This window comes from Kribbella pratensis (assembly GCF_004365355.1).
Taxonomy (GTDB): domain Bacteria; phylum Actinomycetota; class Actinomycetes; order Propionibacteriales; family Kribbellaceae; genus Kribbella.
Genome location: NZ_SODP01000004.1, coordinates 73863 through 98306 on the forward strand (window position 1 = coordinate 73863; position 24444 = coordinate 98306).

Consider the following 24444-nt stretch of genomic DNA (forward strand, 5'->3'; position numbering starts at 1 on the left):
ACGAGCGGGAAGCAGGGGGAGCGATGAGCGAGAACGGTGATCGGCCGACGCGGCAGCGGGTGACGTTGACCGATATCAGTTCGCGGGCCTGGGAGCACCCTGCGGACCGCGGTGCGCTGGTGGCGCTGCGGCAGCTGAAGGGCTTCGACTACCTGCTGCGGAAGATGTCGGGGATGATCAACGAGCGGGCGTTCCGGCTGCAGTTCCTCGGCTCGTCGATCCGGGTGGACGAGCGGCAGTTCCCGACCATGCACCGGCTCTACACCGAGGCCGGCGCCACGTTGGACGTCCGCCGGCTCCCCGAGCTGTACGTCACCAACAGCCCCATTTGGAATGCGATGACCATCGGCATGGACAGGCCGTTCATCGTGGTGAACAGCGCGCTGCTCCAGGGCATGGACGAGGAGGAACTGCGGTTCATCCTCGGCCACGAGCTCGGTCACGCACAGAGCGGCCACGCGCTGTACCAGTCGCTGCTGCTCTGGCTGATGCGTCTCACCGGCGCGTTCAACTGGATGCCGATCGGCGCGCTCGGGTTCCGCGCGATCGTGGCCGCGCTGCACGAGTGGTCCCGCAAGGCGGAGCTGTCGGCTGACCGCGCCGGTCTGCTCGCGACCCAGGACCCGGCGGTCGCGCTGCGGGTCCAGATGAAGCTGGCCAGCGGCGGTCAGCTCGGTGAGCTCGACACGACGGCATTCCTCGCGCAAGGCACGGAGTACGAGAGCGCCGGCGACCTGCGCGACAGCGTGCTGAAGCTGCTGCTGCTCGAGGCGCAGTCGCACCCGATGGCCGTGAACCGCGCGCACGAGCTGCGCCGGTGGGTCGACGACGGTGAATACACGACGCTCGTGTCCGGCGACTACCCGAAGCGCCAGGACGACGCCACCGCGTCGATGTCGCAGGAGGCGAAGAACGCAGCGAAGTCGTACACTGACGCGTTCGACCGCTCGCAGGACCCGCTCGCCAAGCTGATCCGCGACCTCGGCGACGGCCTCGGCGGCGTCCGCGACTGGGTCTCGGCCAGGTTCCCACCCCGAAACTGACTGGTCTGCCGTCCGGGTCGACTGCGATCCTGTCCGCGTGATCGACATACAGGCCATCGGCCCGGACGACTGGAAGTCCTGGAGCGAGCTCCGGCTCGCCGCGCTGGAGGAAGCACCGTTCGCGTTCGGTTCGCAGCTCGCGGACTGGATCGACGCCCCCGAGGAGCGCTGGCGGGAGCGGCTCAGCGCACCCGGCGGGTACCAGGTGATCGCCTCGATCGACGGTACGCCGGCAGGCATGGCCGGTGGGTTTCCGGCCGACGACCACGCCGAACTGGTGTCGATGTGGGTCGCGCCGGCCGGTCGCGGCAAGGGCGTCGGCAACGCGCTGATGACCGCCATCGAGGACTGGGCCCGCAGCATCGGCGCCGCCGTCCTGAAACTGTCCGTTGTCCCGGGCAACGATCCCGCGCACAACCTCTATCTACGCCACGGGTACGTCGACACCGACGAGCCCGGCGACCTGATGGCCGACGGCGTACGCCGCGAGATCGTCATGCGGAAAGCCCTGTAGACAAAGACGAAGGGCCCGCTTCCCCCCTCCCGGGAAGCGGGCCCTTCGAGCATCAGCAGCACTCAGCCCATGTGGACCGGGGCCTGGCCGTCGTTCGCCAGGTCCTTGTGCTTGATCGACAGGCCGACCAGCGTGATCAGCGCGGCGCCCAGTGCCAGGAACGCCGACCAGACGAACGCCCGGGTGAACCCGTGCGTCGTGGCGAGCGCAGTGAACTGACCCTGCAACTGCTTGATCTGATCCGGCGACTGCCCGGACTCGGCCGCCTTCTGCAGGCCCGGGGCCAGCTCGGCGAACTTGTCCTTGATCGCGCTGGTGGAGATCGTGCCCAGCAGCGCCAGGCCGACCGCACCACCGATCTGCTGCACGGTGTTCAGTACGGCGGATCCGACCCCGGAGTCCTCCGCGGCGACACCACTGACCGCGGTCAGCGTGAGCGGCACGAAGATCAGGCCCATACCGAACGAGAGCACCAGGATGTACGGCAGCAGGTGCGTCCAGTACGTCGAGTCGATCTGGAGCCGGCTGAATCCGAACATGCCCGCGGCAACGAAGACGCCACCGGTACCGGCGATCCAGCGCGGGTCGATCCGCGCCACCAGCGTCGACGCGACCTGGGCCGCGAGCACGATGCCGACGCTGAACGGCAGGAACGAGATACCGGTCTTCAGCGCGCTGTAACCCATGATGCTCTGCACGAAGATGCCCAGGAAGTAGAACATCGAGAACATCGCCGCACCGACGATCAGCATCACGAAGAAGCTGACTCCACGGGTCCGGTTCGCAAGGATCCGGAACGGCATCAGCGCGTGCTTCGACCGGGCCTCGATCGCGAGGAAGATCCCGATCAGCGCCAGACCGCCGAAGATGTACGTCAGCGTGAGCGCGTCGCTCCAGCCGTTGGTCGCGGCGTGCGTCAGGCCGTAGACCAGCGAGGTCAGACCCAGCGTGCCGGTGATCGCACCGGGCAGGTCGAACTTGCCGGACTGCCGGGCCGACTCACCCAGGAACCGGAAGGCCAGTACGGCGACCAGCAGGCCGATCGGCGTGTTGATGAAGAACGTCCAGCGCCAGGACGCCTCGGTCAGCGCGCCGCCCAGGATCAGACCGACGGCAGCGCCCGCACCGGACATCGCGGCGTACACGCCCATCGCCCGGTTGCGCTCCTTGCCGGCCGGGAACGTCGTGGTGATCAGCGCGAGCGCGTTCGGCGAGGCCGCCGCGGCCGCGAGACCCTGCAGGATCCGGCTGACCAGCAGCACGCTCTCGCTCTGCGCGATACCGCCGACGAACGACGCCAGGCCGAACAGGACGACGCCGAACACGAAGACCTTGCGGCGACCGAGGATGTCACCGATGCGGCCGCCGAGCAGCAGCAGACCGCCGAAGGCCAGCGCGTACGCGTTGACCACCCACGGCAGCGACGCGTCGCTGAAACCGAGCGCGCCCTTGATGTGCGGCAGCGCGATGTTGACGATCGTGCCGTCCAGCACCACCATCAGCTGCGCCATGCAGATCAGCGCCAGCGCGATACCGAGATTGCGGTGACCGTGGCCGTCGGGCTCACCGACCGCGTCGGTCGGCCTGCCTTCCGGCGGATCGGCCTTGATGACTTCTTCGGACATAAGAGAACTTCCCCTCTGGGCAGACTGTCTTGCTTTGTCGCGGACCGGCCCCTCACCGGTCAGCTCACCTGCGACCCCCGCGCCGCAGGCAGGATCACGTTGTCGATCACTCGGAGGATCAGGTCGTCGGTCGGCTCGACGCCGAGGATGTAGGCGTGGTGGATGATCACCGCGGGCAACGTCACTGACAGCAGGTCGACGTCGACGCCCGGCGCGATCTCGCCGCGCTCGACGGCACGCTCGTACACCTTGTTGGTCAGGGCCTGCCGGGGCGCCAGGAAGCGCTCACGGAAAGCCTTCTGCAGCTCGTCGTCGCGATGCAGCGCGGTCAGCAGACCGGCGATCACCGACATCGGAAGCTCGTCGGTGAAACCGCCCTCGCCGCAGGCCATCGAGACCAGGTCGCCGCGCAGGCTGCCGGTGTCGACCTCCTCCGGCATCGGGCACCCCTTGGCCCGGCTGATCGCGTCGACGACCAGCTCCGCCTTGGTGGACCAGCGCCGGTACAGCGTGGCCTTGCTGGCCTTCGCCGCCGTCGCCACCGCGTCCATGGTCAGCCGGTCGTAGCCGAGCTCGGCCACCACCGCCACGGTCGCATCGAGGATCTCGTCCTCACGACCACCCTCGACCCGCGGCCGCTGCCGTACGCCTACGTTGTCCACCTTCATCACCCTGTGTAGCTACAAAACCACCGATAGAACGAAACTGTTTCGTTTCATCCATCACTCTACGACTCATGTGAAGGGATGCACAAAGGATTTTGCGGAGATTACGCCAGTGGCATAAGTCACTCTCCGTACCAGTTGCTCACTGGTACGGCGCGCTTGAGCAGTAGAACAGGGCCCGCTAAGTGGGGGCTGTGAACAAGAACTGGTGGCTATGAACAGGAAATTGCCTGTTCAAAGCCACCAGGTACTGTTCACGCCCACCGCGGGTGCGGGAGGCGGAGGTGAGGAGACGTGGGTCAGTCGTCGTCTTCGGCGGTGCGAGCCTGCTCCAGGCGCTGCGAGATGTTCGCGGCGCGGGTCTCGATCTTGCCGGCCAGCCGTTCACGGGCGGCGCGCAGGACGAAGATCGACAGGATCGACGAGATGATCAGGGCGACCAGGAGCAGCGGGAAGATCGTCAGCCAACTGTGCAGCGCGAACCAGAGCACGGCGAAGCAGGCGGCGAACAGCGCCGCCCGCAGGCCGGTGTAGATCGCGAACTCTTTCATCTCAGACCCCAGCGTAGGAGTGCAGGCCGGAGACCAACAGGTTGACGCCGACGAAGTTGAAGATGAAGACGAACCAGCCGACGATCGCGATCGTCGCGGCCCGGCGGCCACGCCAGCCGGCGGTCGCGCGGGCGTGCAGGTAGGCGGCGTACACCACCCAGGTCACCAGCGACCAGACCTCCTTGGGGTCCCAGCCCCAGTACCGGCCCCAGGCGTGCTCGGCCCAGATCGGACCGGCAACCAGTACGCCGAACGTCCACAGCGGGAACGCGAACGCGAGCACCTTGTACGCCGTACCGTCCATCGCCTCGGCGGTCGGGAGCCGGCGTAGCGATGCGGACATCGAGCCGCCCTCGAGGACCTTGCGCTCGGCGCGGGCCTTGACGAGGTACAGGACGGAGACCAGGCCTCCGACCGTGAACGCACCGCCGGAGATCGCGGCGGCGGAGACGTGGATGACGAGCCAGTACGAGTGCAGCGCCGGGACGAGCGGGCCGGCCGGCGTGTAGAGCGCGAGGGAGGCCAGACCGAGTACGGCGGAGATCACGAAGGTCACGCCGAGGCCGAGCCACTGCAGCTTGTACTTCTGCACGAAGATCAGGTAGACGATCGCCACGGCGAGCGACGCGGTGATGGAGAACTCGTACATGTTCCCCCACGGCACCCGCCCCGCCGCCAGCCCGCGGGTCACCACACCACCCAGGTGAAGAACGAACGCCAACCAGGTCAGCAACAACCCGATCCGACTGGCGGCATCCAGCCGCTCGGAGGCGACGCCTTCGGCGCCGGAAGTGGAGGGGCCGGCCGCGCCGGAGCCAGAGCCGGTCGAGACCGAGGCGGCGCCGACCTCGGCCGGCGACGCGGCGGAGCCGACCAGCACCTCGGCGTCCGCTTCCTGCTCCACAGCGGCCTTTGCGACAGCGGTCCGCCCGAGGGCCCACTCCATGGCGTGGGAGATCAGGGCCAGGACGTAGATCACCGTGGCGGTCGGGATCAGCAGGTTGGAGACTTGTGCGTAGGTCTCCGGGCTCATGGCTGCTCCTCTTTGCTCGGGCCGGCGGGTCTCAGACTCTTGGTGATGGCGTGGATCTCGTCGCCGAGGCCGCGTTCGGGGCCGCGGTCCAGACCGGCGACCTCGACAACGGTACGCCCGTCCTCGTCGCGCACGCGCACCCAGGTACGCCGCGGATGCACGAACAGCGAGCCCATCAGCCCGAGGATCGCCAGCAGGATGCCCGCCAGCGCCAGATCCGTCCCGGGAGTGTGGCTGACCTGCAGCTTCACCCATCGGCTGTATCCGTCGAACGTGATCGACCCGGCCTTGTCCGGCAGCGGGACGGTCTGCCCGGGCGCGAGCTGGAACCGCCACTTGTCGCCGTTCTGCTGGAACTGCGTCAGCTTGGTCTTGTCCAGCTGGTACACCGACTCCGGCTTCCCGGTCTCCGGCTGCGGCCGGCCGTAGTACCCGGTCATCACCAGCTCCGGGTTCAGGTCGTCGGGGAAGACCGACACCGGACCGTCCGGGCCGATCACCGCGGTCGGCAGGAAGAACCCTTCGAAGCCGAGCGTCATCGGTCGCGCGTCCGGTGCCTTGATCACGCCGAACGACGAGAAGTTCGAGTCCTGCGGCAGGAACGGCGCCGGCCCGGAGAACGCGACGTTCCCCTGCCCGTCCTTCACCGTCACCCGCGGCGCGTACCCGTGCCCGAGCAGGTAGACGCTGCTGCCGTCCAGCTTCAGCGGATGGTTGACCTGCAGCTCGTACGACTTCTCCGGCGCGTCCGGCGTCTCCTGGTAGGCCAGCTGCGCCTTGAACTCCCGCGCCGCACCCTTCTGCGGCCCGTCCTCCTGGAACTTCACCTGGAAGTCCTTGACGGTCAGCGAGAACGGCGGCAGGTCGTCGTCACCGCTGAACGCGCGCCCCGGCGTGAAGTCGTCGTACTGCGCGACCGTGTTCGAGAAACCGTTGCCCACGACAACCAGCACCGAGCCGCGGTACCCGAACAGCGAACCCCACGCGACGCCGACCAGCGCGAGGATCAGCGAGAAGTGGAAGAGCAGGTTGCCCGCCTCGCGCAGGTAACCACGCTCCGCGCCGACCGCGCCGTCGTACGCCTGCACGCGGAAGCGGCGCTTGCGCAGCTCGCGGGTCGCGGCCTCGAGTACGCCGTCCCCACCGTCGACCTCGAACCGTTCGTACCCGGGCAGCCGGTTCAGGTTCCGCGGCGGTTTCGGCGGCCGGGCCCGCAAGCCCTTCGCATAAACAGACAGCCGCGGTACGACGCAACCGATCAGCGAGATGAACAGCAGCAGGTAGATCGCGGAGAACCATGCCGACTTGTAGACGTCGAACAGCCCGAGCTTGTCGTAGATCGGCCCGAGCGTCTTGTGCGCCGCGAGGAAGTCCGAGACCTTGATCGGGTCGATCGGCGTCTGCGGGACGAGCGAGCCGGGCACCGCGCCGAGCGCGAGCAGGAACAGCAGCACCAGCGCGGTCTTCATCGAGGTCAGCTGCCGCCAGGTCCACCGCAACCAGCCGACCAGTCCCATCGCCGGCGGTGTCGGCGGCTCCTCGGGCTTCGAGGACGCCGCGATCCGGTCCTTGACGTCGCTCATCTCAGACCGCCGATCCGAAGTTGGCGACCCACTGCCGCAGGTCCGCGGTCATCGCATCCCACACTCCCGTCAGCAGCAGCAGTCCCACCGCGATCATCAGTACGCCGCCGATCCGGATCACCAGCAGCTGGTGCTTGCGGACCCACGCCACCGCGCCCAGCATCCGCCGGAACGCCAGGCCTGAGACGATGAACGGAATGCCGAGCCCGAGGCTGAACACCAGCGCCAGCACCGCGCCCCGCCCGCTGCTGCCCTGGGTGGTGGCCAGCGTCATCACGGTCCCGAGCGTCGGACCGATACACGGAGTCCACCCGAATCCGAACAGTACGCCGAGCAATGGCGCCGCCGCGATCCCGACCGCGGGAACCCGGTGCACCCGGAGGTCCCGCTGCATGAAGCCGAACCCGCCGAGGAAGACGATGCCCAGCACAACGGTCAGTGCGCCGAGCACCCGCGTGATCGCGGTCTGGTGATCGATCAGCAGATCACCGGCCTTGCCGAAGACCACGCCGGTCAGGATGAACACCGCGGAGAACCCGGCCACGAACAACGCCGTACCGGCCAGCATCCGGCCGCGCTTCGCCGAGTCCAGCTCGGCTGCGGACAGACCGGTGACGTAGGACAGGTAACCGGGCAGCAGCGGTACGACGCACGGCGAGAAGAACGAGATCGCTCCGGCGAGCACCGCGATCGGCAGTGCTACCAGCATCGAACCCGTCATCGAGTCGGCGAACCACTGTCCCATCAGCTCAACCGGCGTCCTTGACCATGCCGAGCAAAGTCTGTTTGGTGACTTCGCCGACCACCCGCCCGGCGACCTTGCCGGTCTTGTCGATCACCAGCGTGGTCGGGATGGCGGCCGACGAGATCTGGCCGCGGAACCGCAGCAGGCCCTTGCCGTCCGGGTCGTAGAGGTTCGGGTACGGCACCGCGAACTCCTGGACGAACTTCTTCGCCTGGGCCTGATCGAGGTCGCGCGTGTTCAGCCCGATGAACTGCACCGACGGACCGAGCTCCTTCGACGCCGCGACCAGATCAGGCGCTTCCTTGCGGCACGGCGGGCACCACGAGCCCCAGACGTTCAGTACGACGACCTTGCCGGTGTGGTCGGACAGCGTCCAGGTCTTCCCGTCCAGCGTCTTTCCGGTGAGCTCCGGAGCAGCCTTCCGGTCGCCGGCCGCGAACACCGACACGTTGCCGTTGCCGCTGACGAAGCCCGACTGGCCCTGCCGGTTCTGCGAGGCCTGCTGACCCGAGCTGCACCCCGCGACGAGGAGCAGACCGGCCACGGCAACCGCCGTACGACGGATCATCACGCACCGCCGACGAACTTCTTCGGAGGCTTGACCGGCAACAGGTCCTTCGCGGGCTCCGAGTATCCGACCGAGACGATCTGGTCGCCGTGGAAGGTGAACGACGTCAGGCTGGCCAGGCTGCACTGGCGCTTGCGCGGGTCGTGCAGCATCCGTCGACCCTCGATCGCGGACCGGACGGTCCAGATCGGCAGTTGATGCGACACGATCAGCGCCTCGTGCCCGGCGGCCTTCTCCCGGGCCGTCTCGATCGCGTCGCGCATCCGCCGGACGATCTGCTGGTACGGCTCACCCCACGACGGCTTCCAGGGATTCCGCAACAGCCACCAGGCGCTGGGCCGGCGCAGTGCACCGTCGCCGACGCCGAACTTCTTGCCCTCGAACAGGTTCGCCGCCTCGATCACCCGCTCGTCGATATCGGGGGTGAGCCCGAAGACCTTGGCGATCGGCTCCATCGTCTCCTGGGCCCGCTCCAGCGGCGAGCTGACCAGGTGCACGATGTCGCGGTTCTTGACGTGCTCGGCCACGCGCTCGGCCATCGTGCGGCCGAGCTCGGACAGGTGGAAGTCGGGGATCCGGCCGTACAGCACGCCGGTCGGGTTGTGCACCTCGCCGTGACGCATCAGGTGCACGACCGTCGTTTCGGTCACCGCTGTCCCTTCAGTCTTGTACTGCGGCTGCCGCCCGAGCAGCCGGGGCGAGAGCCGACTCCAACGCGGCCAGCGCGTCGTCGTCGATGGCCGCACTGACAAACCAGGCCTCGAAGGCGCTCGGCGGCAGGTAGACGCCGGCGTCCAGCATGGCATGGAAGAACGCCGTGAACCGGGGCAGCACCTGAGCGTTGGCACCGGCGAAGTCCCGGATCTCGGCAGGTCCCTCCGAGGACTCCACGAAGAAGACGCTGAAGAGGTTCCCGGCCGCCTGGATGACGTGCGGCACACCTTCCTTGTCCAGCGCGGTCGACACCAGCCGCTGGATCGTGAGCGACGTCTCATCGATCTTGGCGTAGACCTCGTCGGTCGCCAGCCGCAGCGTGGTCAGACCGGCCGTGGTCGCGATCGGGTTTCCGGACAGCGTCCCGGCCTGGTAGACCGAGCCCTCGGGGGCCAGGTGAGCCATCACATCGGCCCGGCCGCCGAACGCCGCGGCCGGGAAGCCGCCGCCCATCACCTTGCCGAAGGTCATCAGATCCGGCTGCACGCCGTCGACGCCGTACCAACCCGAGCGGGTGATCCGGAAGCCGGTCATCACCTCGTCGGAGATGAACAGCGCGCCGTTCTCGCGGCAGGCCTGCGCCAGGAAAGCGTTGAAGTTGTCACGCGGCGGGACGACGCCCATGTTGCCGGGCGAGGCCTCCGTGATCACGGCCGCGATCTGGTCGCCGTACTCCGCGAACGCCGCAGTGACGGCGGCCTGGTCGTTGTAGGGCAGCACGATCGTGTCGGCCGTGGTCGCCTCGGTGACCCCCGGCGTACCGGGGATGCCCAGCGTGATGACACCGGAACCGGCCTGGGCCAGCAGTGCGTCCACATGTCCGTGGTAGCAGCCGGCGAACTTGATGATCTTGGCGCGACCGGTGAACCCGCGGGCCAGCCGGAGCGCGGACATGGTGGCCTCGGTCCCGGACGACACCAGCCGGACCTTGTCCACCGGCGTCCGGGCGACGATCTCCTCACCGAGCAGCACCTCGGTCTCGGTCGGCGTCCCGTACGACGTACCCCGGGCGACCGCGGCCTGGACGGCGGCGATCACCTCCGGGTGAGCGTGTCCGAGCAGCAGCGGACCCCACGAGGAGACCAGGTCGAGGTAGCGGTTGCCGTCGACGTCGGTCATGTGACATCCGTCACCAGATGCCATGAATCGCGGTACGCCGCCGACGGCGCGGAACGCCCGTACGGGAGAGTTGACCCCGCCCGGGGTGACGGCGGAGGCCCTGTCGAAGAGCGCGGCGGACTGTTCTGTGTGTGCGGGCACGCCGGACATTCTCCCCGACCGGCCACGCGGGCCGGTGGGCAGGGCGGTCCGAATTACACGGGTGGATCGTGCGCAGGGGGTTCACAGGCGCTTTGTTACGCGCCAGTATGGGTACCCGGTAACCGCACGTACACGGTCTCGTCCGGCGCGTAACCCACGCAACGGGGCGGACGTTAGACCTATTACGACGGCGACCGGGAAAGACACAAAGACTGTCCGCAGCGTGGGGCCGGGCTGGTCGATGAGTCACGGAGGGGAATCATCGATGGCGAAGGGCAAGCGCCGCGCCACGGGTAGCGGCTGGCGTCAGGTGGCGCCGCTGATCCCGGTGGCGTTGTTCGCGAGCGCATTCACCGTCAGTGCCACGGATGATCCGGCGGTCGCGACGGCGTCGCTGGAGCAGGGTCTGTCCGGAGGTAACTCGGTCGTCGTTCCGAAGCAGCCGATCTCCCAACCGGCCAACGTGCCGCAGCCGGGCGTCGTCGGTCCAGGCGTCGATCCTGGCGAGCAACCGACCCAGGTGGTCTCCGGCCTGTCGAAGAACGGCATCCCCAACGCCGCACTGAAGGCGTACTCCCGGGCCCAGCAGGTGCTGGCCCAGGCCGACCCGTCCTGTCACCTGCCCTGGACGCTGGTGGCTGCGATCGGCCGGGTCGAGTCCAACCACGGCCGCTTCGGCGGCAACGCGCTGAACTCCCAGGGCGTCGCGGTTCCCGGCATCTACGGTCCGCGGCTGGACGGGTCGTCCGGGATGGCCCGGATCTCCGACACCGACGCGGGCGCGTTCGACGGCGACGGGGCGTTCGACCGCGCGGTCGGCCCGATGCAGTTCATCCCCGGCACCTGGCGAGCCATGGGAGTGGACGGCGACGGCGACGGCGTGCGGAACCCGCAGGACATCGACGACGCAGCCATGTCGACCGCGGTGTACCTGTGCTCCGGCAAGACCGACCTGTCCAACCCCTCCGACCTCAACGCGGCCGTGCTGCGCTACAACCACTCCCAGCAGTACGTCGACCTCGTGGTCAGCATCGCCAAGGCGTACGCCGGCGGCAGCTGGATCGCGGTCGGCAACGGGACCTCCGGTGACGACGTCGACGACGCCGGGAAGCAGCTCGGCGGCGGCGACATCAACGCGCCGTCGGACAAGAACCTGCCGAAGACGATCGACCTCCCGACACCGCCGCCCTCGGTGATCACGACGCCGACGGACGAGCGGGACGAGACGCGGCCGACGGTCGTGCCGACGCAGCGCCCGACGTCGAAGCCCACGTCCGACAAGCCGACGTCGAAGCCGACGCCCGGTAAGCCGACCACGACCAAGCCGACGTCGAAGCCGACCACTCCGACCACCACGACGCCCGGGGTCGCGACCCTGACGACCGCGGCGGGCCTGATCGTCGGCACGGTCGGCTCCACGGTGGGCCAGCTGCAGGCGGCCACGACGTACTGCCAGTCCGAGATGGCGAAGGTGACGATCACCAAGCCGACCCAGGACCAGTTGCAGAAGTGCGTGACCGCCTACCAGACCGGTGGGGCGAAGGCGGTCGATCAGGTCATCCGAAACCTGCTGTCCCTGCTCGGACTGCTGGGCGTTCTGGGTGGAGGCATCCTCGGGAGCTGATCCCCCACAGACCGGCGCGCCTGCCCCCACCCCTCCCTAGGCGCGCCCCTGGCGACGCCACGGAGCACATCCCCCCGGCTTCGTGGCGTCGCCTTTTTAACGATCAGACGCAGCTAACGATCAGACGCAGCTAACGATCAGATGCAGCTAACGATCAGAGCGCCCAGGCTTTGTCGATGGTCTGGGTGATGCTGTTGCCGATCAGGTCCTTGGCCGTCACCCGGATGCTCGGGTAGGAACCGGCCGGAACCTTCGCCCGGACAGCGCCTCCGATCCCGCTGAGCGACAGCTTCTGCCAGGTCTTCCCGTCGAAGGAGATCTCAGCCGTCGTACGGAAGATCCCCAGGCCGTGCACGCCAGGCTGGTACCGCGGCGTGAGCTCGAGCCATCCATTGGTGTGCTTGTAGTCGACCTGCACCAGCGGGAGCACCGCCCGGGTCTTCGTCGGCACCGAGAGGAAGTGCCACGTCGTGTGCGTCGACGTCGACGTGGTCGCCCAGCTGTTCGGACCGCGCTTCTGGTCCAGCGTCAGGTCGTACCACGCCGCCCGCGCCGGTACCGCCCACTGCGCCACCGACCAGTCGGCACTCCCCAGCTGCACGCCGTTGCTGCTGAGCTTCATGCTCGTCACATCGCCGCGATCACCCCAGCCGAACACGCTCCGATCGCCGCTCACATACTGCGGAATCGCGATCCGCAACGCATTCTCGAACCGCGCCGGCGGCCAACCCTGTGCCACGTCCCCGGCGGAATCCGACAACCCAGGGACGGCCGGCCGCATCAGCGATTCCCACCAACCACGCGTGACCTGCTCGCCCGGACGGTACGAGCGCGGGATCGTCGACTCGTACCCGCTCTCGTTCCACTCCCCTGCCGAGGTCGTCTCGTCCCAGGTCACGCCCTTGAGATCGGTGACGAGGTAGTCGGTACGGCTCACCGGACCGGTCACCAATCGGGTCGAGGTCAGCCCGGTGCTGATCCCGGGCAGATGTGCGATCCGCTGGTCGGTGTGAAGGAACCACGCGTCGTTGCGCTGGAAGTTCGTGGTCACCACGGCCGGGTGCATCTTCGCAACGTCGTATGTCAGCGGGCCCTTGACCGTCGACGGTCCGATCGCGACGTCGTACCGGTAGGTGCTGTCGAGGACGCCGCTCAGCTTGAGCGAGACAGGGCCTTTCGCGAGCGTGCCCAGTAGTTGCTTGCCCTGTTCGGAGCGCAGCAGGTAGAGCGGGATGTCTTCCTCGGTCCCGGTCGACCAGAAGCCGGGCGCCTCGTTGTAGAGGAACACCACCTTCGCACCGGCCGCCTTCGCCGCCTGCACCTGTGCGGTCGTGTCGTCCGGCGACGTCCAGCGGATCAGCGCGATCTTGCCCTTGGCGCCGCTCAGCTCCGCCGGCGTACCGTCGCCGCCGTTGTACAGCGGGAGGTTCTCGTTGCCGACGTACACGGTCCGGGAGGAACCCGGGCCAGGCGTCGGCAGCCGGCCGGCGCCCGGTACGTCGACGGTCAGCTGCGGCTGGGCGAGGTCCCAGCGCTGCACGACCTGGAAGGTGCCATTGGCAACCTTCCCGAAGTCTTGCACGTAGATGCCATTGGCAACCTTTCCGTCGAATCCCCAGCCGGACACGGCATCCCGGTCGCCGACCTTCCGGTGCCAGGCAATCCCGATGCTGTGCGCGTCGGCCGGCCGCGGCGTCTTGATCGTCACCTTGTGCGCGGTGCGGGCGTCGAACGTGAACGTACGGTCGCTGCCGATCCACTCGTCCGGATCGCCGAGCAGCGTGATCGAGTTCGCCCAGTTCGCCTCGTCACCGCCCACGGCGTACGCCATCACGCTGTACCGCCCGGTCGGTACGTCGAGGGTGCGGCTGCCGTTCTCGTCGAAGGCGATCGCGTTGACGTCACCGGTGTCCTGGTTCCACAACTGCACGCCGCTCGCGCCGGCCTCGGTGGTCGCAGGCTTGCCATCGCGGCCGATCGCCTTCACCGTCACCTGGTTCAGCCGACCACCGGCGGCAAATCCGATCCCGGTGCGGACCGACTCACTTCCGGCCGCCATACCAAACCGTATGGTATGGGCGGTCAGTGTGCCGGCGTAGTTGGCGGGTTGGGTCCTGGCGAGGTTCAGCGTGACCAACGCGGAGGCGGAGCCGTGCGCCGGGACAGTCAGGCGGGACGGGCTCACCGAGACGGCGGCCTTGACGCCAGCCGCGGACCGTACGTCGACGGACAGGTCGAGGCTCACCGCGCGGTTCGAGCTGTTGCGGTAGGCAACCTTCCGTCCGACCGGCGCGGGTGCGGCCGGGCCTGTCCAGGAGAGGTCGCCGAAGAACAGGTTGGCGGCGTCCGGGAGGACCTTCGGGTCGAGTGCGTTCGGGATGTCGATCCGGCCGAGGCCTTGCTGGTCGGTGCGGGCGCCGGCGGACGGGACCGCGGTCGAGGCCAGCGCGGCCTTCAGCTGCGGACCGGTCCAGTCGGGGTGGCGCTCGGCCAGGATCGCGGCGGCGCCGGCCACGTGCGGCGTCGCCATCGACGTACCGCTCATCGCGGTGTAGTACTGGCCGAGGATGTGGCCCTGCGCGGTACCGGCGGCTCGTGCCGCGGGGATCTCGACGCCCGGCGCGGTCACCTCGGGCTTCAGCGCGCCATCGCCGAGGCGCGGGCCACGGCTGGAGAAGCTCGCGAGGCTGTCATCGCGGTCGACCGCCCCGACGGTCAGGGCCTCGGAAGCCGCGCCCGGAGAGCCGACGGTTTCCTCGGCGCCGGAGTTGCCGGCCGCGATGACGAACAGGGTCCCGCTGGACTTCGACAGCCGGTCGACGGCCTCGCTCATCGGGTCGGTGCCGTCCGACGGGAGGCCGCCGAGGCTCATGCTGACGACCTTCGCGCCCTGCTGGACGGCCCACTCCATACCGGCGATCGCCTCGGAGTCGTAGCCGCCGCCGCTGTTGTCGAGCACCTTGCCGATCAGCAGCTCCGCGCCGGGCGCAACGCCCTTCCGCTTGCCGCCGGACGCAGTACCGAGGCCGGCGACGATCGAGGCGGTGTGCGTGCCGTGGCCGTGCAAGTCCTGGACCGCCTCGTCCGGGACGAAGCTCTCCGACGCGACGACCTGCTTGGCGAGGTCGGGGTGCCCGGTGTCGTACCCGGTGTCGAGCACGGCCACCTTGACGCCGTGGCCGTCGTACCCCTGCTTCCAGGCGGTCGGCGCACCGATCTGCTGGTTCGACTGGTCGTCAGTGGCGTGGGTGCGGCCGTCGAGCCAGATCTTGGTGACCTGGCCGGTCTTGAAGGTGGTCGGACCGCTGATGCCGTCCCAGAACGCCTTGGCGTCGGACTTCTGCACGGTGACCGCGCTGCTTCCGACGCTGGTCAGCGTACGGCGGAGGGTCGCGGCCGCGGGTGCGGTTGGCGCGCTGCGCAGGGTGGGCGGCGCGGTGAGGAGGAGGGGCAGCCGATCGCTGCTCGCGTCGTCGTACCCCTGCGCAGCGAGTTCGGTGAGGTTGAAGAGCCGCTTGTCCAGGCGGCCCGCGGTGAGCAGCGGGTAGGCCTCGGACGGGATCAGGCTGAGCTCACCGTCAAACGTGCCGAAGTAATACGGCTCGTCGTCGGTCAGCCGGGCCGATACCTGCCCGTCGGCGCTCGTGGTCAGCTCGGCGACATCGCCGGTGACGAGCGTGATCCGCTTGACCGACGCGCCCGGCGTCGGGTTGACGGTGCCGGCCGGCTGGGCGGCACCGGGCGGGGCGGCGTGTGCCGGGGTGGTCGTCAGCAGCAGGGAACTGACGACCACCGCGGCAAGCAGGCCGGACGCGGACCGGGACGATCGGGGAAACACTGCGGGACACCTCCCGATGCCCCGACCCACGCGAGGCCATCAGCGGGAGCCTCACAGTTGCCCCGGGCCCCAGTCCACCGGTCCCGCTGACGAACACCCGCCATGACCGATTCCAGCCACCTTGAGCACGCACCAACCACACCACCCGCGGAGAAGTGGTTGACGGGTGCCCAAGGTCAGGCGAAGCGCTTCGCGACGTTCTCCACGCGCTCGAGCAGGTCCAGGTCGTACGCGACGCCGGGGATGTAGAAGATCACGTAGTCGGCGCCGGCCTCGAGTGCTGCGTCCACCTTGTCCGCGATCTCGTCCTCGGTGGCGATGAAGTTGTCGTTGTCGAACTTCTCCCGGTTCATCGGGCCGACCGCCTTCTCGGTCGCCTTCTGCGGGTCGTCACCCTTGTCGATCGGGAACACGTTGAGCCCGGTCGACTTGATGATCTCGTCGTAGTCGCGACCGACCTTGCGGCAGTGCTCGCGGAGGATGTCGCACTTCTCCTTGATCACCTCGGGGTTACCCCCGCCGATGTTCGCGGCGTCGCCGTACTGCGCGACCAGCTTCAGCGTCACCTTCGGGCCGCCGCCGCCGATCCAGAAGCTCGGGTGCGGCTTGCGGACACCCTTCGGCTCGTTGATCGGCGCGTCGATCGAGTAGTACTTGCCGTCGTAGACCGGCTTGTCCTCGGTCCACATCTTGTAGATGATCTCGGTCGCCTCGCGGAACGCGGCCATCCGCTGCGGGACGTCGGTCCACTCGTAGCCGTAGGCCTTCCACTCGTGCTCGTACCAGCCCGCGCCGATCCCGGCGTACAGGCGGCCGTGGCTGGCGACGTCGACGGTGGACGCGATCTTCGCGTACAGCGACGGGTTGCGGTACCCGTTGCAGCCGACCATCTGGCCGATGTTCACCCGCTTGGTATCGCGGGCCAGCGCCGCGGTCGCGCTCCAGCACTCGAACGTGGTGTTGTCACTCGGCTCCGGCACCGTGTGGAAGTGGTCGAAGAGCCAGATCGAGTCCCACGACTGCTCGTCGGCGCGCTTGGCGACGTCCGTCATCGCCTCCCACTGCTCGATCGGATCAGCGATCTGGGCCAGATCCATCTTCCAGCCTTGCGGGACGAATACCCCGAAACGTGTAGTCATGCCGCCATCCTTTCCGGGGATGGCGGTATCGGTCCATCACTACGAGTACTGAATTTGCACTCAATCGGACCACTACAGCTTCTTAATCCACTGTGGGAATCACTGTGTGACTCACCGGGCGCTCAGGACGCCCGCTCCGACGCCGGGGCCGGGGCGGTGGACCGCTCGGGCGGCGAGGATCGCGTTCAGGGCGACCGGTGCGATTCGTCCGCCGAACTCCTGCCGGGTCAACGCCGCGACACCGGCTGCGGTCGGCGCGGAGGCCGACGTACCGAAGAAGCGGCAGTTGCCGGTGACCGTCGTCGGACAGGTTCCGGAGCCGAAGCCGCCGGCGCCGCTGACCGAGACACCATCAGCCGCCAGCCAGTAGGGCGCGGGGAAGCTGATCGATCCGGGTCCGGGGATGCCGCGGCACGGACCGGGCTTGCCGCCCGGGCACCGCGTCGTGGTGAGGAGCTGCGTCGGACCGGCCGCGCTGTACGACTCGAGCGGCGCGGTCGCCGGGTCGGTGGACACGCTGGCGTTGACGGCGCCCGCGCTGGTGGCGAAGCCGATGTAGTTCGAGTCCGGGTTCATCGAGCCGGCGCGCTCCGGCGGGTCGAGGGTCTGCACGCCGGCCGAGAGGGCACGCCAGCGCAGGTCGAGCGTCGGTGCCTTCCGCGCCGAGGAGGTGCCCTGTACGTCGACCACGAGCTTGACGGCCTGCGGTGCGTTCGTCAGGTTGTCGTACTCGAACTGCTCGATCGTGTCGCCGACGCCGTTCGCCTGGACGCCGGTACTCGACTTGAGGCACTTCGTACCCGTGCTGTCCATCAGGTACAGGTTCAGGTCGGTGAAGCCGCCCTGGCCCGCGGTCGGGTAGATCGCCCGCGGCTCGCTCCACTGCAGTGTCGGCATCACCGCGGCGCCGGGCAGCAGGTTCAGGTCGTACGTCGTGTCGTCGCCGCGCAGCTTCACCACGTTGTCCGGGGCGTCCGGGCAGCCGTTGAACGGGCCGGTGACGCCGTCCGGGCCCTTACCCGTGCCGACCGCCGCGACGCGCGGGGCGTGCCGGGCACCGAGGTTGCCGGCCGACGAGCTGACCCAGATCCCGCGCTTGGCGAGTGCTTCCGCGGTGGCAGCGCCGAGGCCCTGCTGGAACGCGGGCTCGTCGTCCAGCGCGATGTCTTCGGCGATCATCGTCACGCCGGCGTTGGCCAGGATGTGGAAGGCCTCGAAGTAGTCGGCGTTGGTCACGCCCGTGCTGGCGAACGCGAGCCGCGCGTCCGGCGCCATGTCGTGGATGATCTCCATCATCGCCGTACCCTCGTCGTCCGTGTACTCCGCAGCTTGTCTGAGGACCTGGACGTTCGACGGCAGCTCACCCGCGGCGACCGCATCGGCGAGGTGGTCGACATCGCCGGAGATCACGCCGACCCTCTGGCCTTTGCCGGTGAGACCGCGCGCCTGCGCCGCGTCCGCCTTGTGCAGCTGGACGCCTTCGGCGGTGACGGGGCCGACGTCGACGGCCGGTCGGAGCGCGGGCCGCAGGGCAGTCACCCAGTCGAGCGCAGCGACCGCGTCAAGCTTGTCGTACGGGACCGATGCGGACACGAGGCCGGTGTTCGGGAGGCCGGCAACCGACTTGAAGTCGGCGGAGTTCTTCTCGACCGTGACACCGAGTGCGGTGAGCGCTGCCTCCTGCGCGGCGGTTACGGGCGCGGCGGCGTACACCTGAACGCCGAGGCGACCCGGCTTCTCCACGCTCAATGCCCGCGGCTGCACGCCGGCCGACTTGCCCTTCGCCGCCGCAGCCGCGCTGTTCGCAGCGTCCCGCAGCATGCTCGGGACTTTTGCCGACGCGGCCGACGCCGCCGACGCGGCCGACGCTGCTGGGTCCTGCGATGACGCCGCGGACGCGGGTGACACCACCGCAACCACAGCCATCGGAACGATCAGCGCCACGCTGCTCAGCACATAACGAAGCTTCATGGAGTCCCTCCCCGTCGTCGCCGGGACCACAGTCACCCACCCACCAACCAACTGTCCAGACTTCGCGTCCTAACCCGCACCGACTCAAGGGAGAACTCTCATCGACAAGTTCGAGCAGTTGTTCACGACAGCCGCACCACAAATTGCGCAAGGCACCCATCAGCGCGAGGAACCACCCAAGGCTGGCGGACGCTGGCCCCTCAGCGTCGTACTGCGACCTCCGCAGGACTGTGCCCTCGCACACGCGCTGGACGCGCTGACAACCGATGCAGCGGCACTGGCCGGTCCAGGCCACTGGGAGACCGGCCAACTCGGCTCGGCCCACCTGACCGTCCGCGCCCTCGAACCAAGGCGCGACGTGATTCCCCCAGGCGATCCCACCCTCACCCGCTACCAGTCGGCTCTCCACCGCGCGACGAAAGCCAGCACCTGGCCCGTCCGCTTCCAGGTCACCGGGCTGACCCTCACCCCAGGCACGGTCATGGCCTGCGCCAAGCCACTGGACCCCTTCCTCTTCAGCAGCCGCCTCACCACCGAGCTGGGTCCGGACGCCTGGTACGAACCCGAGCCTCGCGACATCTGGTATCTCAACCTGCTGCACTTCACGACCGACATCGCGAAGCCGGACGAGCTGATCGACTGGGTGGCCGCCCGCCGGCATCTGGCCGTCGGCACGACCACGATCGCCGTACCGGAGCTCGTCCGCGCCGACCATCACGCCGGCCCGCGGCCGCATATGCGCCTGACGCCTGTGAGAGCGCTCTAGTTCCGGAACCGGTGAGGTCTTGACCGGTGGGGTGGGAGGGCTGAGAGTCGGGGCCGAACGCGGGTGTGAGGCCCGCGCTGAGGTGGGGAGTCGCCCATGCGTGGTTTTCGCCGAATTGCTCTGGTTGCGGCGGCGGCTTTGGTCGCCGGGCTGCTGCCGTTGGACGCGGTGGCCGACGACCCCACACCGGTCACCTTGGCGGCGTTCGAAGGCGGTGAGCCGTTCGCCTCGCCCCCGAACGCGGGCATCTTCGGCTGGGGCAGCGACGCGGACGACCCACCCACGATGGAGCTGCAGACCCGCGCCGACGCCCCGGCCGGCGAGAAGGTCCTGCACGGCACCTACAACATCAGCGGGTACGGCGGCTTCAGCCACGACATCACGTACGACGTGAACCCCGCGGACTGGTCGGCGTACAAGGGGATCCGGTTCTGGTGGTACGGCCAGAACACCGCCCCGCTCCCACCCGGCTCCGGGAAGCGGATCTTCTTCGAGATCAAGGACGGCGGCGCGAACGCCGAGGCCTCCGAACTGTGGAACACCAGCTTCACCGACGACTGGCAGGGCTGGCATCAGGTCGAGATCCCGTTCAGCCAGCTCGTGTACCGCGGTGACTACCAGCCCGTCGGCGGTATCGACCAGATCCTCAACCTGACCCACATGTGGGGCTATGCGTTCACGATGCCGGTCGGATCGCCCGGCGAGTTCGCGATCGACCAGGTCGAGGTCTACGGCAAGGCCGACCCGGCGCTGAAGGCGAGCGTCACCACCGACGCCGGCGTGTACCCGGTCAAGGAGGGCGGCACCGCGCAGGTGAAGGTGTCCGTCACCACCACCGGCAGTACGCCACTCGAAGAACCGGTCACCGTCGACTACAAGACCGGCACGGGCAGCGCCGACGCCGGCGACTACACCCCCGTCGCAGGCACGCTCACGTTCCCGGCGGGTACGGCGTCAGGCACCAGCCAGACCGTGGCGGTGACAACGGTGAAAGACCACACCGCCGAGGCCGCCGAGACCATCCCGCTCGAGCTCACCGTCACCGGCGCGAAGGCACCCACGAACCCGGTCGTGGTGATCAACGCGCACGACCTCCCGTACCTGAACTCGAAGCTCCCAATCAAGAAGCGTGTCGACGACCTCCTCGCCCGAATGACGACAGCCGAGAAGGTCGGCCAGATGACCCAGGCCGAGCGCAACGCGCTACGGTCCCGTAGCGACATCGCGTCGTACGCGCTCGGTTCGCTGCTCTCCGGCGGAGGTTCGGTCCCGACGCCGAACACCCCGGCCGCCTGGGCCGCGATGATCGACAACTTCCAGCTGAACGCGCAGGCGACCCGGCTGCAGATCCCCCTGATCTACGGGGTGGACGCCGTCCACGGACACAACAACGTGGTCGGGGCAACGATCCTGCCGCACAACATCGCGATCGGCGCGACGCGTGATCCGTCGCTGGCACAGAAGGCCGGTCAGGTGACCGCGACCGAGGTCCGCGCGACCGGCATCCCGTGGGACTTCGCGCCGTGCGTGTGCGTGGTCCGCGACGACCGCTGGGGCCGTGCCTACGAAGGATTCGGTGAGGATCCCGCGCTCGTGCAGTCGATGGCGACCGTCATCACCGGCCTGCAGGGCAAGGCCGACGGCAGCCAGCTCAAGCAGAACAACCACGTGCTCGCGACCGCGAAGCACTTCGTCGGCGACGGCGGTACGACGTACGGCAGCTCGACGACCGGCTCGTACAAGATTGACCAGGGCATCACGCAGGTCACCCGGCAGCAGTTGGAGACGTTGCATCTGGCACCGTTCAAGACCGCGGTCGATCTCGGTGTCGGCACGGTGATGCCGTCGTACTCGAGTATGTCGATCGACGGCGCGCCGCCGGTGAAGATGCACGGTGACGGCGAGCTGATCAACGGCGTCCTCAAGCAGCGGATGGGCTTCGACGGGTTCGTGATCAGCGACTGGCAGGCGATCGACCAGCTGCCGGGCGACTATGCGAGCGACATCCGTACGTCGATCAACGCCGGCCTGGACATGATCATGGTGCCGACGAACTACCAGGGCTTCACCCAGGGCCTGACCGACGAGATCGCGGCCGGCCGGATCCCGATGACGCGGATCGACGACGCCGTACGGCGGATCCTGACCGAGAAGTTCAAGCTCGGCCTCTTCGAGCGCCCGTACGCCGACACGTCGAACATCGCGTCGATCGGATCGGCCGCGCATCGTGCGGTCGGGCGTGAGGCGGCGGCGAAGTCCCAGGTCTTGCTGAAGAACGACGGCAACCTGTTGCCGCTGAACGCCGGCCAGAAAGTCTATGTTGCCGGTAGCAACGCCAACGACCTGGGCAACCAGATGGGCGGCTGGAGCATCACCTGGCAGGGCGGTTCGGGGGCGACGACCACCGGTACGACGATCCTCGACGGGATCAAGCAGGTGGTGCCGACGGCAACGTTCAGCGCGGACGCCTCCGCTCCGCTCGAGGGTCATGACGTCGGCGTGGTCGTGGTCGGCGAACGCCCGTACGCCGAAGGAATCGGTGACGTGGGCAACGGTCACGACCTGCAGCTCACCGCCGCGGACAAGGCCGCCGTCGACAAGGTGTGCGGCGCGATGAAGTGCGTCGTCCTGATCGTGTCCGGGCGGCCGCAGGTGATCGCGGACCAGCTCGGCAAGATCAACGCCGTGGTCGCGTCGTGGCTGCCCGGGACCGAGGGCGCGGGGGTTGCCGACGTACTGTTCGGGAAGGTCCCGTTCAGCGGTCGCCTGCCGGTCAGCTGGCCGCGCACCGAGGACCAGCAGCCGTTGAACGTCGGCGACGCGTCGTACGACCCGCAGTACCCGTTCGGCTGGGGGCTGAGCACGCAGGCAGCTGCACGACAGGCGTTGACCGACGCCCGCAACAGCCTGCTGCGCAAGCACGATGCCTACGCGGTGGCGGCCGGGGTCGCGGCGAGCATCGCGCTCGGCGTCAAGGACTGGTCGGGGCCGCAGGCAACTATCGCCCTGGCCGCGGCCGCACAGTCCGCCAAGCTCCTCGAGCGCACCAAGGCCGACACCTTCGCCGAGGACGACGCGGTCGTCGGGATCGCACGCTGGATCGCGCAGAACCACATCGGCCAGAACCTCAACGAACCCGCGTCCAAGCTGGTCTCGGACGCGGACCACGCCCTGCTCAGCGGGCAGCTCTCCACCGCGACCACCAAACTGATCGCGGCCTCGAAGCTCCCTTAGTAAGTGATGGCAGCCTCCGGGCTAGACGGAAGTTCGGCTGCGGAGGCGGCGGAGCATGCGGGCGTCTTCGAAGCCGACGGTGCGGGCCGCCGTTTCGATCGTGGTGCCGTGCCCGATGAGGTGTTCGGCGCGCTCGAGGCGGAGGAGTTGCTGGTAGCGGAGCGGCGTGAGGCCGGTTGCGGAGGTGAAGATGCGGGTCAGGGTGCGCTCGCTGACGCCGACCTGGCCGGCGAGATCGGAGAGCAGGAGGCGATCGGCGTACCGGGAGTCGATGACGTCCTGGACGCGGTGGGCCAGATCGCTGAGATGCCCGCGGTGGCGAAGCATGGCCGACTCCTGCAGCTCGTCACCGTTGCGCCGGGCGTACACGACCATCTCGCGAGCGACCCGGGCGGCCGCCTCCGCGCCGTGGGCGACCGCGACCAGGTGGAGGGTGAGGTCGATACCGCTGGCGATGCCGGCGGAGGTGATGACGCTGTCGTCCTCGACGTACAGCACATCGCGCACGATGGCCGCCCGCGGGTAGCGGGCGGCCAGCTCGTCGGTCAGGTCGTGGTGGGTCGTGAACCGCCGGCCGTCGAGCAGACCGCTGGCCCCGAGCGCGTCAGCACCCGAGCAGACACTCGCGACCGTGCCGCCTGCCGCGTGGTGGTCGCGCAGCCGCCGGCGGGTCACCGGCCCGATCGGCGGGACCGGCGACAGCCGCGGCGATCGCCACCCCGGTACGACGATCAGGTCGTCCGCCCCGATCTCCGGCCAGTCCAGTTGTGCCCGTAAAGGCACGCCCTGCGCGGTTGTGACCTCTTCGGACTCGGCTACGTAATGCACCTCGTAGCCGTACCCGAAGTCGTTCGCAGTCGTGAACACCTGCGCCGGCCCGGCGAGATCCAGCAAGTGCACCTTGGGCACCAGCACGAAGACCACCCGGGTGGGACGCATTCGGTCAGGATGCCACGGGTACGGCGGTGAGCTCGTCGAGTGTCCGGATCGTGGCGAACCGGCCGGCCAGCACGTACTCCGCCCGCTCGGCGACCTGGTCCGCCGTCAGGGTCCGCGGATCGGCCAGGATCTCCTCGACGGATGCCTCGTCGCGGATCGACCAGTGCGCCAGCGCCATCGTCGCGGTCGCCTCGGTCACGAAGACGACGTCGTACCCGAGGTCGGAGCCGACGCGGGCGGTCGTCTCGCAGCACTGCTCCGTACGGATGCCGCTGACAACGATCTCGGAGATGCCGTGCTGGGTCAGCAGCTGCTGCAGATTCGTTGTGGTGAAGGCGTTGTGGGACGTCTTGGTGATCATCGGCTCGGTAGGCAACGGTTCGAGACCGTCGATGAGCCGGACCTGTCCGTTGGCCGGGTCGAAGGGGCCGCCGGTGCCGGGCTCGGTGTGCAGCACCCAGACGACGAGGTCACCCTTGTCGCGGGCGGCCTGCACCAGACGGTTCACCCGCTCGGCGATGTCCGGGTGGTTCACCAGTTGCCAGTTCGGGCGGACCCGGAAGGATTCCTGGACGTCGATCACGATCAGCGCGGTTCGGCTCATGGCCCCAGGATCGCCCGCGGACGGCGTA

The 24444-nt window shown here is 68.6% G+C and carries 19 protein-coding genes; 5 read left to right on the forward strand and 14 right to left on the reverse strand.

What is annotated here, in order from left to right; genetic code table 11:
* Nucleotides 1-23 precede the first annotated feature (23 nt).
* Together EV653_RS34720 and EV653_RS34725 are read left to right on the forward strand one after the other, a co-directional pair.
* A complete protein-coding gene (locus EV653_RS34720; RefSeq protein ID WP_134109607.1) occupies nucleotides 24-1043 on the forward strand; it encodes a M48 family metallopeptidase in 1020 nt (339 codons plus the stop codon).
* Between the two features lie 37 nt (nucleotides 1044-1080).
* Nucleotides 1081-1557: a GNAT family N-acetyltransferase gene (locus EV653_RS34725; RefSeq protein ID WP_134109609.1), complete on the forward strand. Its 477-nt coding sequence runs from the start codon at nucleotides 1081-1083 to the stop codon at nucleotides 1555-1557.
* A 62-nt stretch (nucleotides 1558-1619) separates the two neighbouring features.
* On the opposite strand, the gene EV653_RS34730 is transcribed toward EV653_RS34725, so the two are convergent.
* The 9 genes from EV653_RS34730 to hemL form a co-directional block, all read right to left on the reverse strand.
* Nucleotides 1620-3182, reverse strand: coding sequence for an MFS transporter (locus EV653_RS34730; protein WP_134109611.1), 1563 nt, complete (start codon nucleotides 3180-3182; stop codon nucleotides 1620-1622).
* A gap of 59 nt (nucleotides 3183-3241) precedes the next feature.
* Nucleotides 3242-3844: a TetR-like C-terminal domain-containing protein gene (locus EV653_RS34735; RefSeq protein ID WP_238160658.1), complete on the reverse strand. Its 603-nt coding sequence runs from the start codon at nucleotides 3842-3844 to the stop codon at nucleotides 3242-3244.
* 302 nt (nucleotides 3845-4146) lie between these two features.
* Complete coding sequence (locus tag EV653_RS34740) at nucleotides 4147-4398, reverse strand: DUF4229 domain-containing protein (protein ID WP_134109615.1); 252 nt, start codon at nucleotides 4396-4398, stop codon at nucleotides 4147-4149.
* A 1-nt stretch (nucleotide 4399) separates the two neighbouring features.
* Nucleotides 4400-5431 (reverse strand): c-type cytochrome biogenesis protein CcsB, encoded by a 1032-nt coding sequence (gene ccsB, locus EV653_RS34745; RefSeq protein WP_134109617.1) that lies wholly within the window; start codon nucleotides 5429-5431, stop codon nucleotides 4400-4402.
* On the reverse strand, nucleotides 5428-7014 hold the full coding sequence (resB, locus tag EV653_RS34750) for a cytochrome c biogenesis protein ResB (protein WP_134109619.1): 1587 nt from the start codon (nucleotides 7012-7014) through the stop codon (nucleotides 5428-5430). Before resB ends, ccsB begins: the two co-directional genes overlap by 4 nt.
* Before the next feature lies 1 nt (nucleotide 7015).
* Nucleotides 7016-7759 (reverse strand): cytochrome c biogenesis CcdA family protein, encoded by a 744-nt coding sequence (locus EV653_RS34755; protein ID WP_134109621.1) that lies wholly within the window; start codon nucleotides 7757-7759, stop codon nucleotides 7016-7018.
* A gap of 4 nt (nucleotides 7760-7763) precedes the next feature.
* Nucleotides 7764-8327: a TlpA family protein disulfide reductase gene (locus EV653_RS34760; protein WP_134109623.1), complete on the reverse strand. Its 564-nt coding sequence runs from the start codon at nucleotides 8325-8327 to the stop codon at nucleotides 7764-7766.
* Nucleotides 8327-8950 carry a histidine phosphatase family protein gene (locus tag EV653_RS34765; protein WP_238160723.1) on the reverse strand — a complete coding sequence of 208 codons (624 nt, stop codon included), beginning with the start codon at nucleotides 8948-8950 and terminating at the stop codon, nucleotides 8327-8329. The genes EV653_RS34760 and EV653_RS34765 overlap by 1 nt, the downstream gene beginning before the upstream one ends.
* A gap of 37 nt (nucleotides 8951-8987) precedes the next feature.
* Nucleotides 8988-10310: a glutamate-1-semialdehyde 2,1-aminomutase gene (gene hemL / locus EV653_RS34770; RefSeq protein ID WP_134109627.1), complete on the reverse strand. Its 1323-nt coding sequence runs from the start codon at nucleotides 10308-10310 to the stop codon at nucleotides 8988-8990.
* A 256-nt stretch (nucleotides 10311-10566) separates the two neighbouring features.
* On the opposite strand from hemL, the gene EV653_RS34775 reads away from it, so the two are divergent.
* Complete coding sequence (locus tag EV653_RS34775; protein ID WP_134109629.1) at nucleotides 10567-11925, forward strand: lytic transglycosylase domain-containing protein; 1359 nt, start codon at nucleotides 10567-10569, stop codon at nucleotides 11923-11925.
* 154 nt (nucleotides 11926-12079) lie between these two features.
* Here EV653_RS34775 and EV653_RS34780 read toward each other — a convergent pair whose 3' ends face one another.
* The 3 genes from EV653_RS34780 to EV653_RS34790 form a co-directional block, all read right to left on the reverse strand.
* Nucleotides 12080-15763, reverse strand: coding sequence for a S8 family peptidase (locus EV653_RS34780; protein WP_134109631.1), 3684 nt, complete (start codon nucleotides 15761-15763; stop codon nucleotides 12080-12082).
* A gap of 176 nt (nucleotides 15764-15939) precedes the next feature.
* A complete protein-coding gene (locus EV653_RS34785; RefSeq protein WP_134109633.1) occupies nucleotides 15940-16902 on the reverse strand; it encodes an LLM class F420-dependent oxidoreductase in 963 nt (320 codons plus the stop codon).
* 111 nt (nucleotides 16903-17013) lie between these two features.
* Nucleotides 17014-18873, reverse strand: coding sequence for a hypothetical protein (locus EV653_RS34790; RefSeq protein ID WP_134109635.1), 1860 nt, complete (start codon nucleotides 18871-18873; stop codon nucleotides 17014-17016).
* Nucleotides 18874-18991: 118 nt separating this feature from the next.
* Between EV653_RS34790 and EV653_RS34795 the strand changes: the two genes are divergently transcribed.
* Together EV653_RS34795 and EV653_RS34800 are read left to right on the forward strand one after the other, a co-directional pair.
* Nucleotides 18992-19639, forward strand: a complete 648-nt coding sequence (locus EV653_RS34795; RefSeq protein ID WP_134109637.1) for a hypothetical protein — start codon at nucleotides 18992-18994, stop codon at nucleotides 19637-19639.
* Between the two features lie 96 nt (nucleotides 19640-19735).
* Nucleotides 19736-22873 (forward strand): glycoside hydrolase family 3 N-terminal domain-containing protein, encoded by a 3138-nt coding sequence (locus tag EV653_RS34800; RefSeq protein WP_134109639.1) that lies wholly within the window; start codon nucleotides 19736-19738, stop codon nucleotides 22871-22873.
* 21 nt (nucleotides 22874-22894) lie between these two features.
* On the opposite strand, the gene EV653_RS34805 is transcribed toward EV653_RS34800, so the two are convergent.
* Both EV653_RS34805 and EV653_RS34810 read right to left on the reverse strand, forming a co-directional pair.
* Nucleotides 22895-23812: a GlxA family transcriptional regulator gene (locus tag EV653_RS34805; RefSeq protein WP_134109641.1), complete on the reverse strand. Its 918-nt coding sequence runs from the start codon at nucleotides 23810-23812 to the stop codon at nucleotides 22895-22897.
* Between the two features lie 4 nt (nucleotides 23813-23816).
* Nucleotides 23817-24416 (reverse strand): cysteine hydrolase family protein, encoded by a 600-nt coding sequence (locus EV653_RS34810; protein WP_202871976.1) that lies wholly within the window; start codon nucleotides 24414-24416, stop codon nucleotides 23817-23819.
* Between the last annotated feature and the right edge of the window lie 28 nt (nucleotides 24417-24444).

Bases quoted from the DNA above. Each gene is read 5' to 3' on its own strand.
- EV653_RS34720 (WP_134109607.1), top strand. From the start codon at position 24: ATGAGCGAGAACGGTGATCGGCCGACGCGGCAGCGGGTGACGTTGACC.
- EV653_RS34730 (WP_134109611.1), bottom strand. From the start codon at position 3,182: ATGTCCGAAGAAGTCATCAAGGCCGATCCGCCGGAAGGCAGGCCGACC.
- EV653_RS34740 (WP_134109615.1), bottom strand. From the start codon at position 4,398: ATGAAAGAGTTCGCGATCTACACCGGCCTGCGGGCGGCGCTGTTCGCC.
- ccsB (WP_134109617.1), bottom strand. From the start codon at position 5,431: ATGAGCCCGGAGACCTACGCACAAGTCTCCAACCTGCTGATCCCGACC.
- resB (WP_134109619.1), bottom strand. From the start codon at position 7,014: ATGAGCGACGTCAAGGACCGGATCGCGGCGTCCTCGAAGCCCGAGGAG.
- EV653_RS34755 (WP_134109621.1), bottom strand. From the start codon at position 7,759: ATGGGACAGTGGTTCGCCGACTCGATGACGGGTTCGATGCTGGTAGCA.
- EV653_RS34760 (WP_134109623.1), bottom strand. From the start codon at position 8,327: ATGATCCGTCGTACGGCGGTTGCCGTGGCCGGTCTGCTCCTCGTCGCG.
- EV653_RS34765 (WP_238160723.1), bottom strand. From the start codon at position 8,950: ATGCGTCACGGCGAGGTGCACAACCCGACCGGCGTGCTGTACGGCCGG.
- hemL (WP_134109627.1), bottom strand. From the start codon at position 10,310: ATGTCCGGCGTGCCCGCACACACAGAACAGTCCGCCGCGCTCTTCGAC.
- EV653_RS34775 (WP_134109629.1), top strand. From the start codon at position 10,567: ATGGCGAAGGGCAAGCGCCGCGCCACGGGTAGCGGCTGGCGTCAGGTG.
- EV653_RS34785 (WP_134109633.1), bottom strand. From the start codon at position 16,902: ATGACTACACGTTTCGGGGTATTCGTCCCGCAAGGCTGGAAGATGGAT.
- EV653_RS34790 (WP_134109635.1), bottom strand. From the start codon at position 18,873: ATGAAGCTTCGTTATGTGCTGAGCAGCGTGGCGCTGATCGTTCCGATG.
- EV653_RS34800 (WP_134109639.1), top strand. From the start codon at position 19,736: ATGCGTGGTTTTCGCCGAATTGCTCTGGTTGCGGCGGCGGCTTTGGTC.
- EV653_RS34805 (WP_134109641.1), bottom strand. From the start codon at position 23,812: ATGCGTCCCACCCGGGTGGTCTTCGTGCTGGTGCCCAAGGTGCACTTG.
- EV653_RS34810 (WP_202871976.1), bottom strand. From the start codon at position 24,416: ATGAGCCGAACCGCGCTGATCGTGATCGACGTCCAGGAATCCTTCCGG.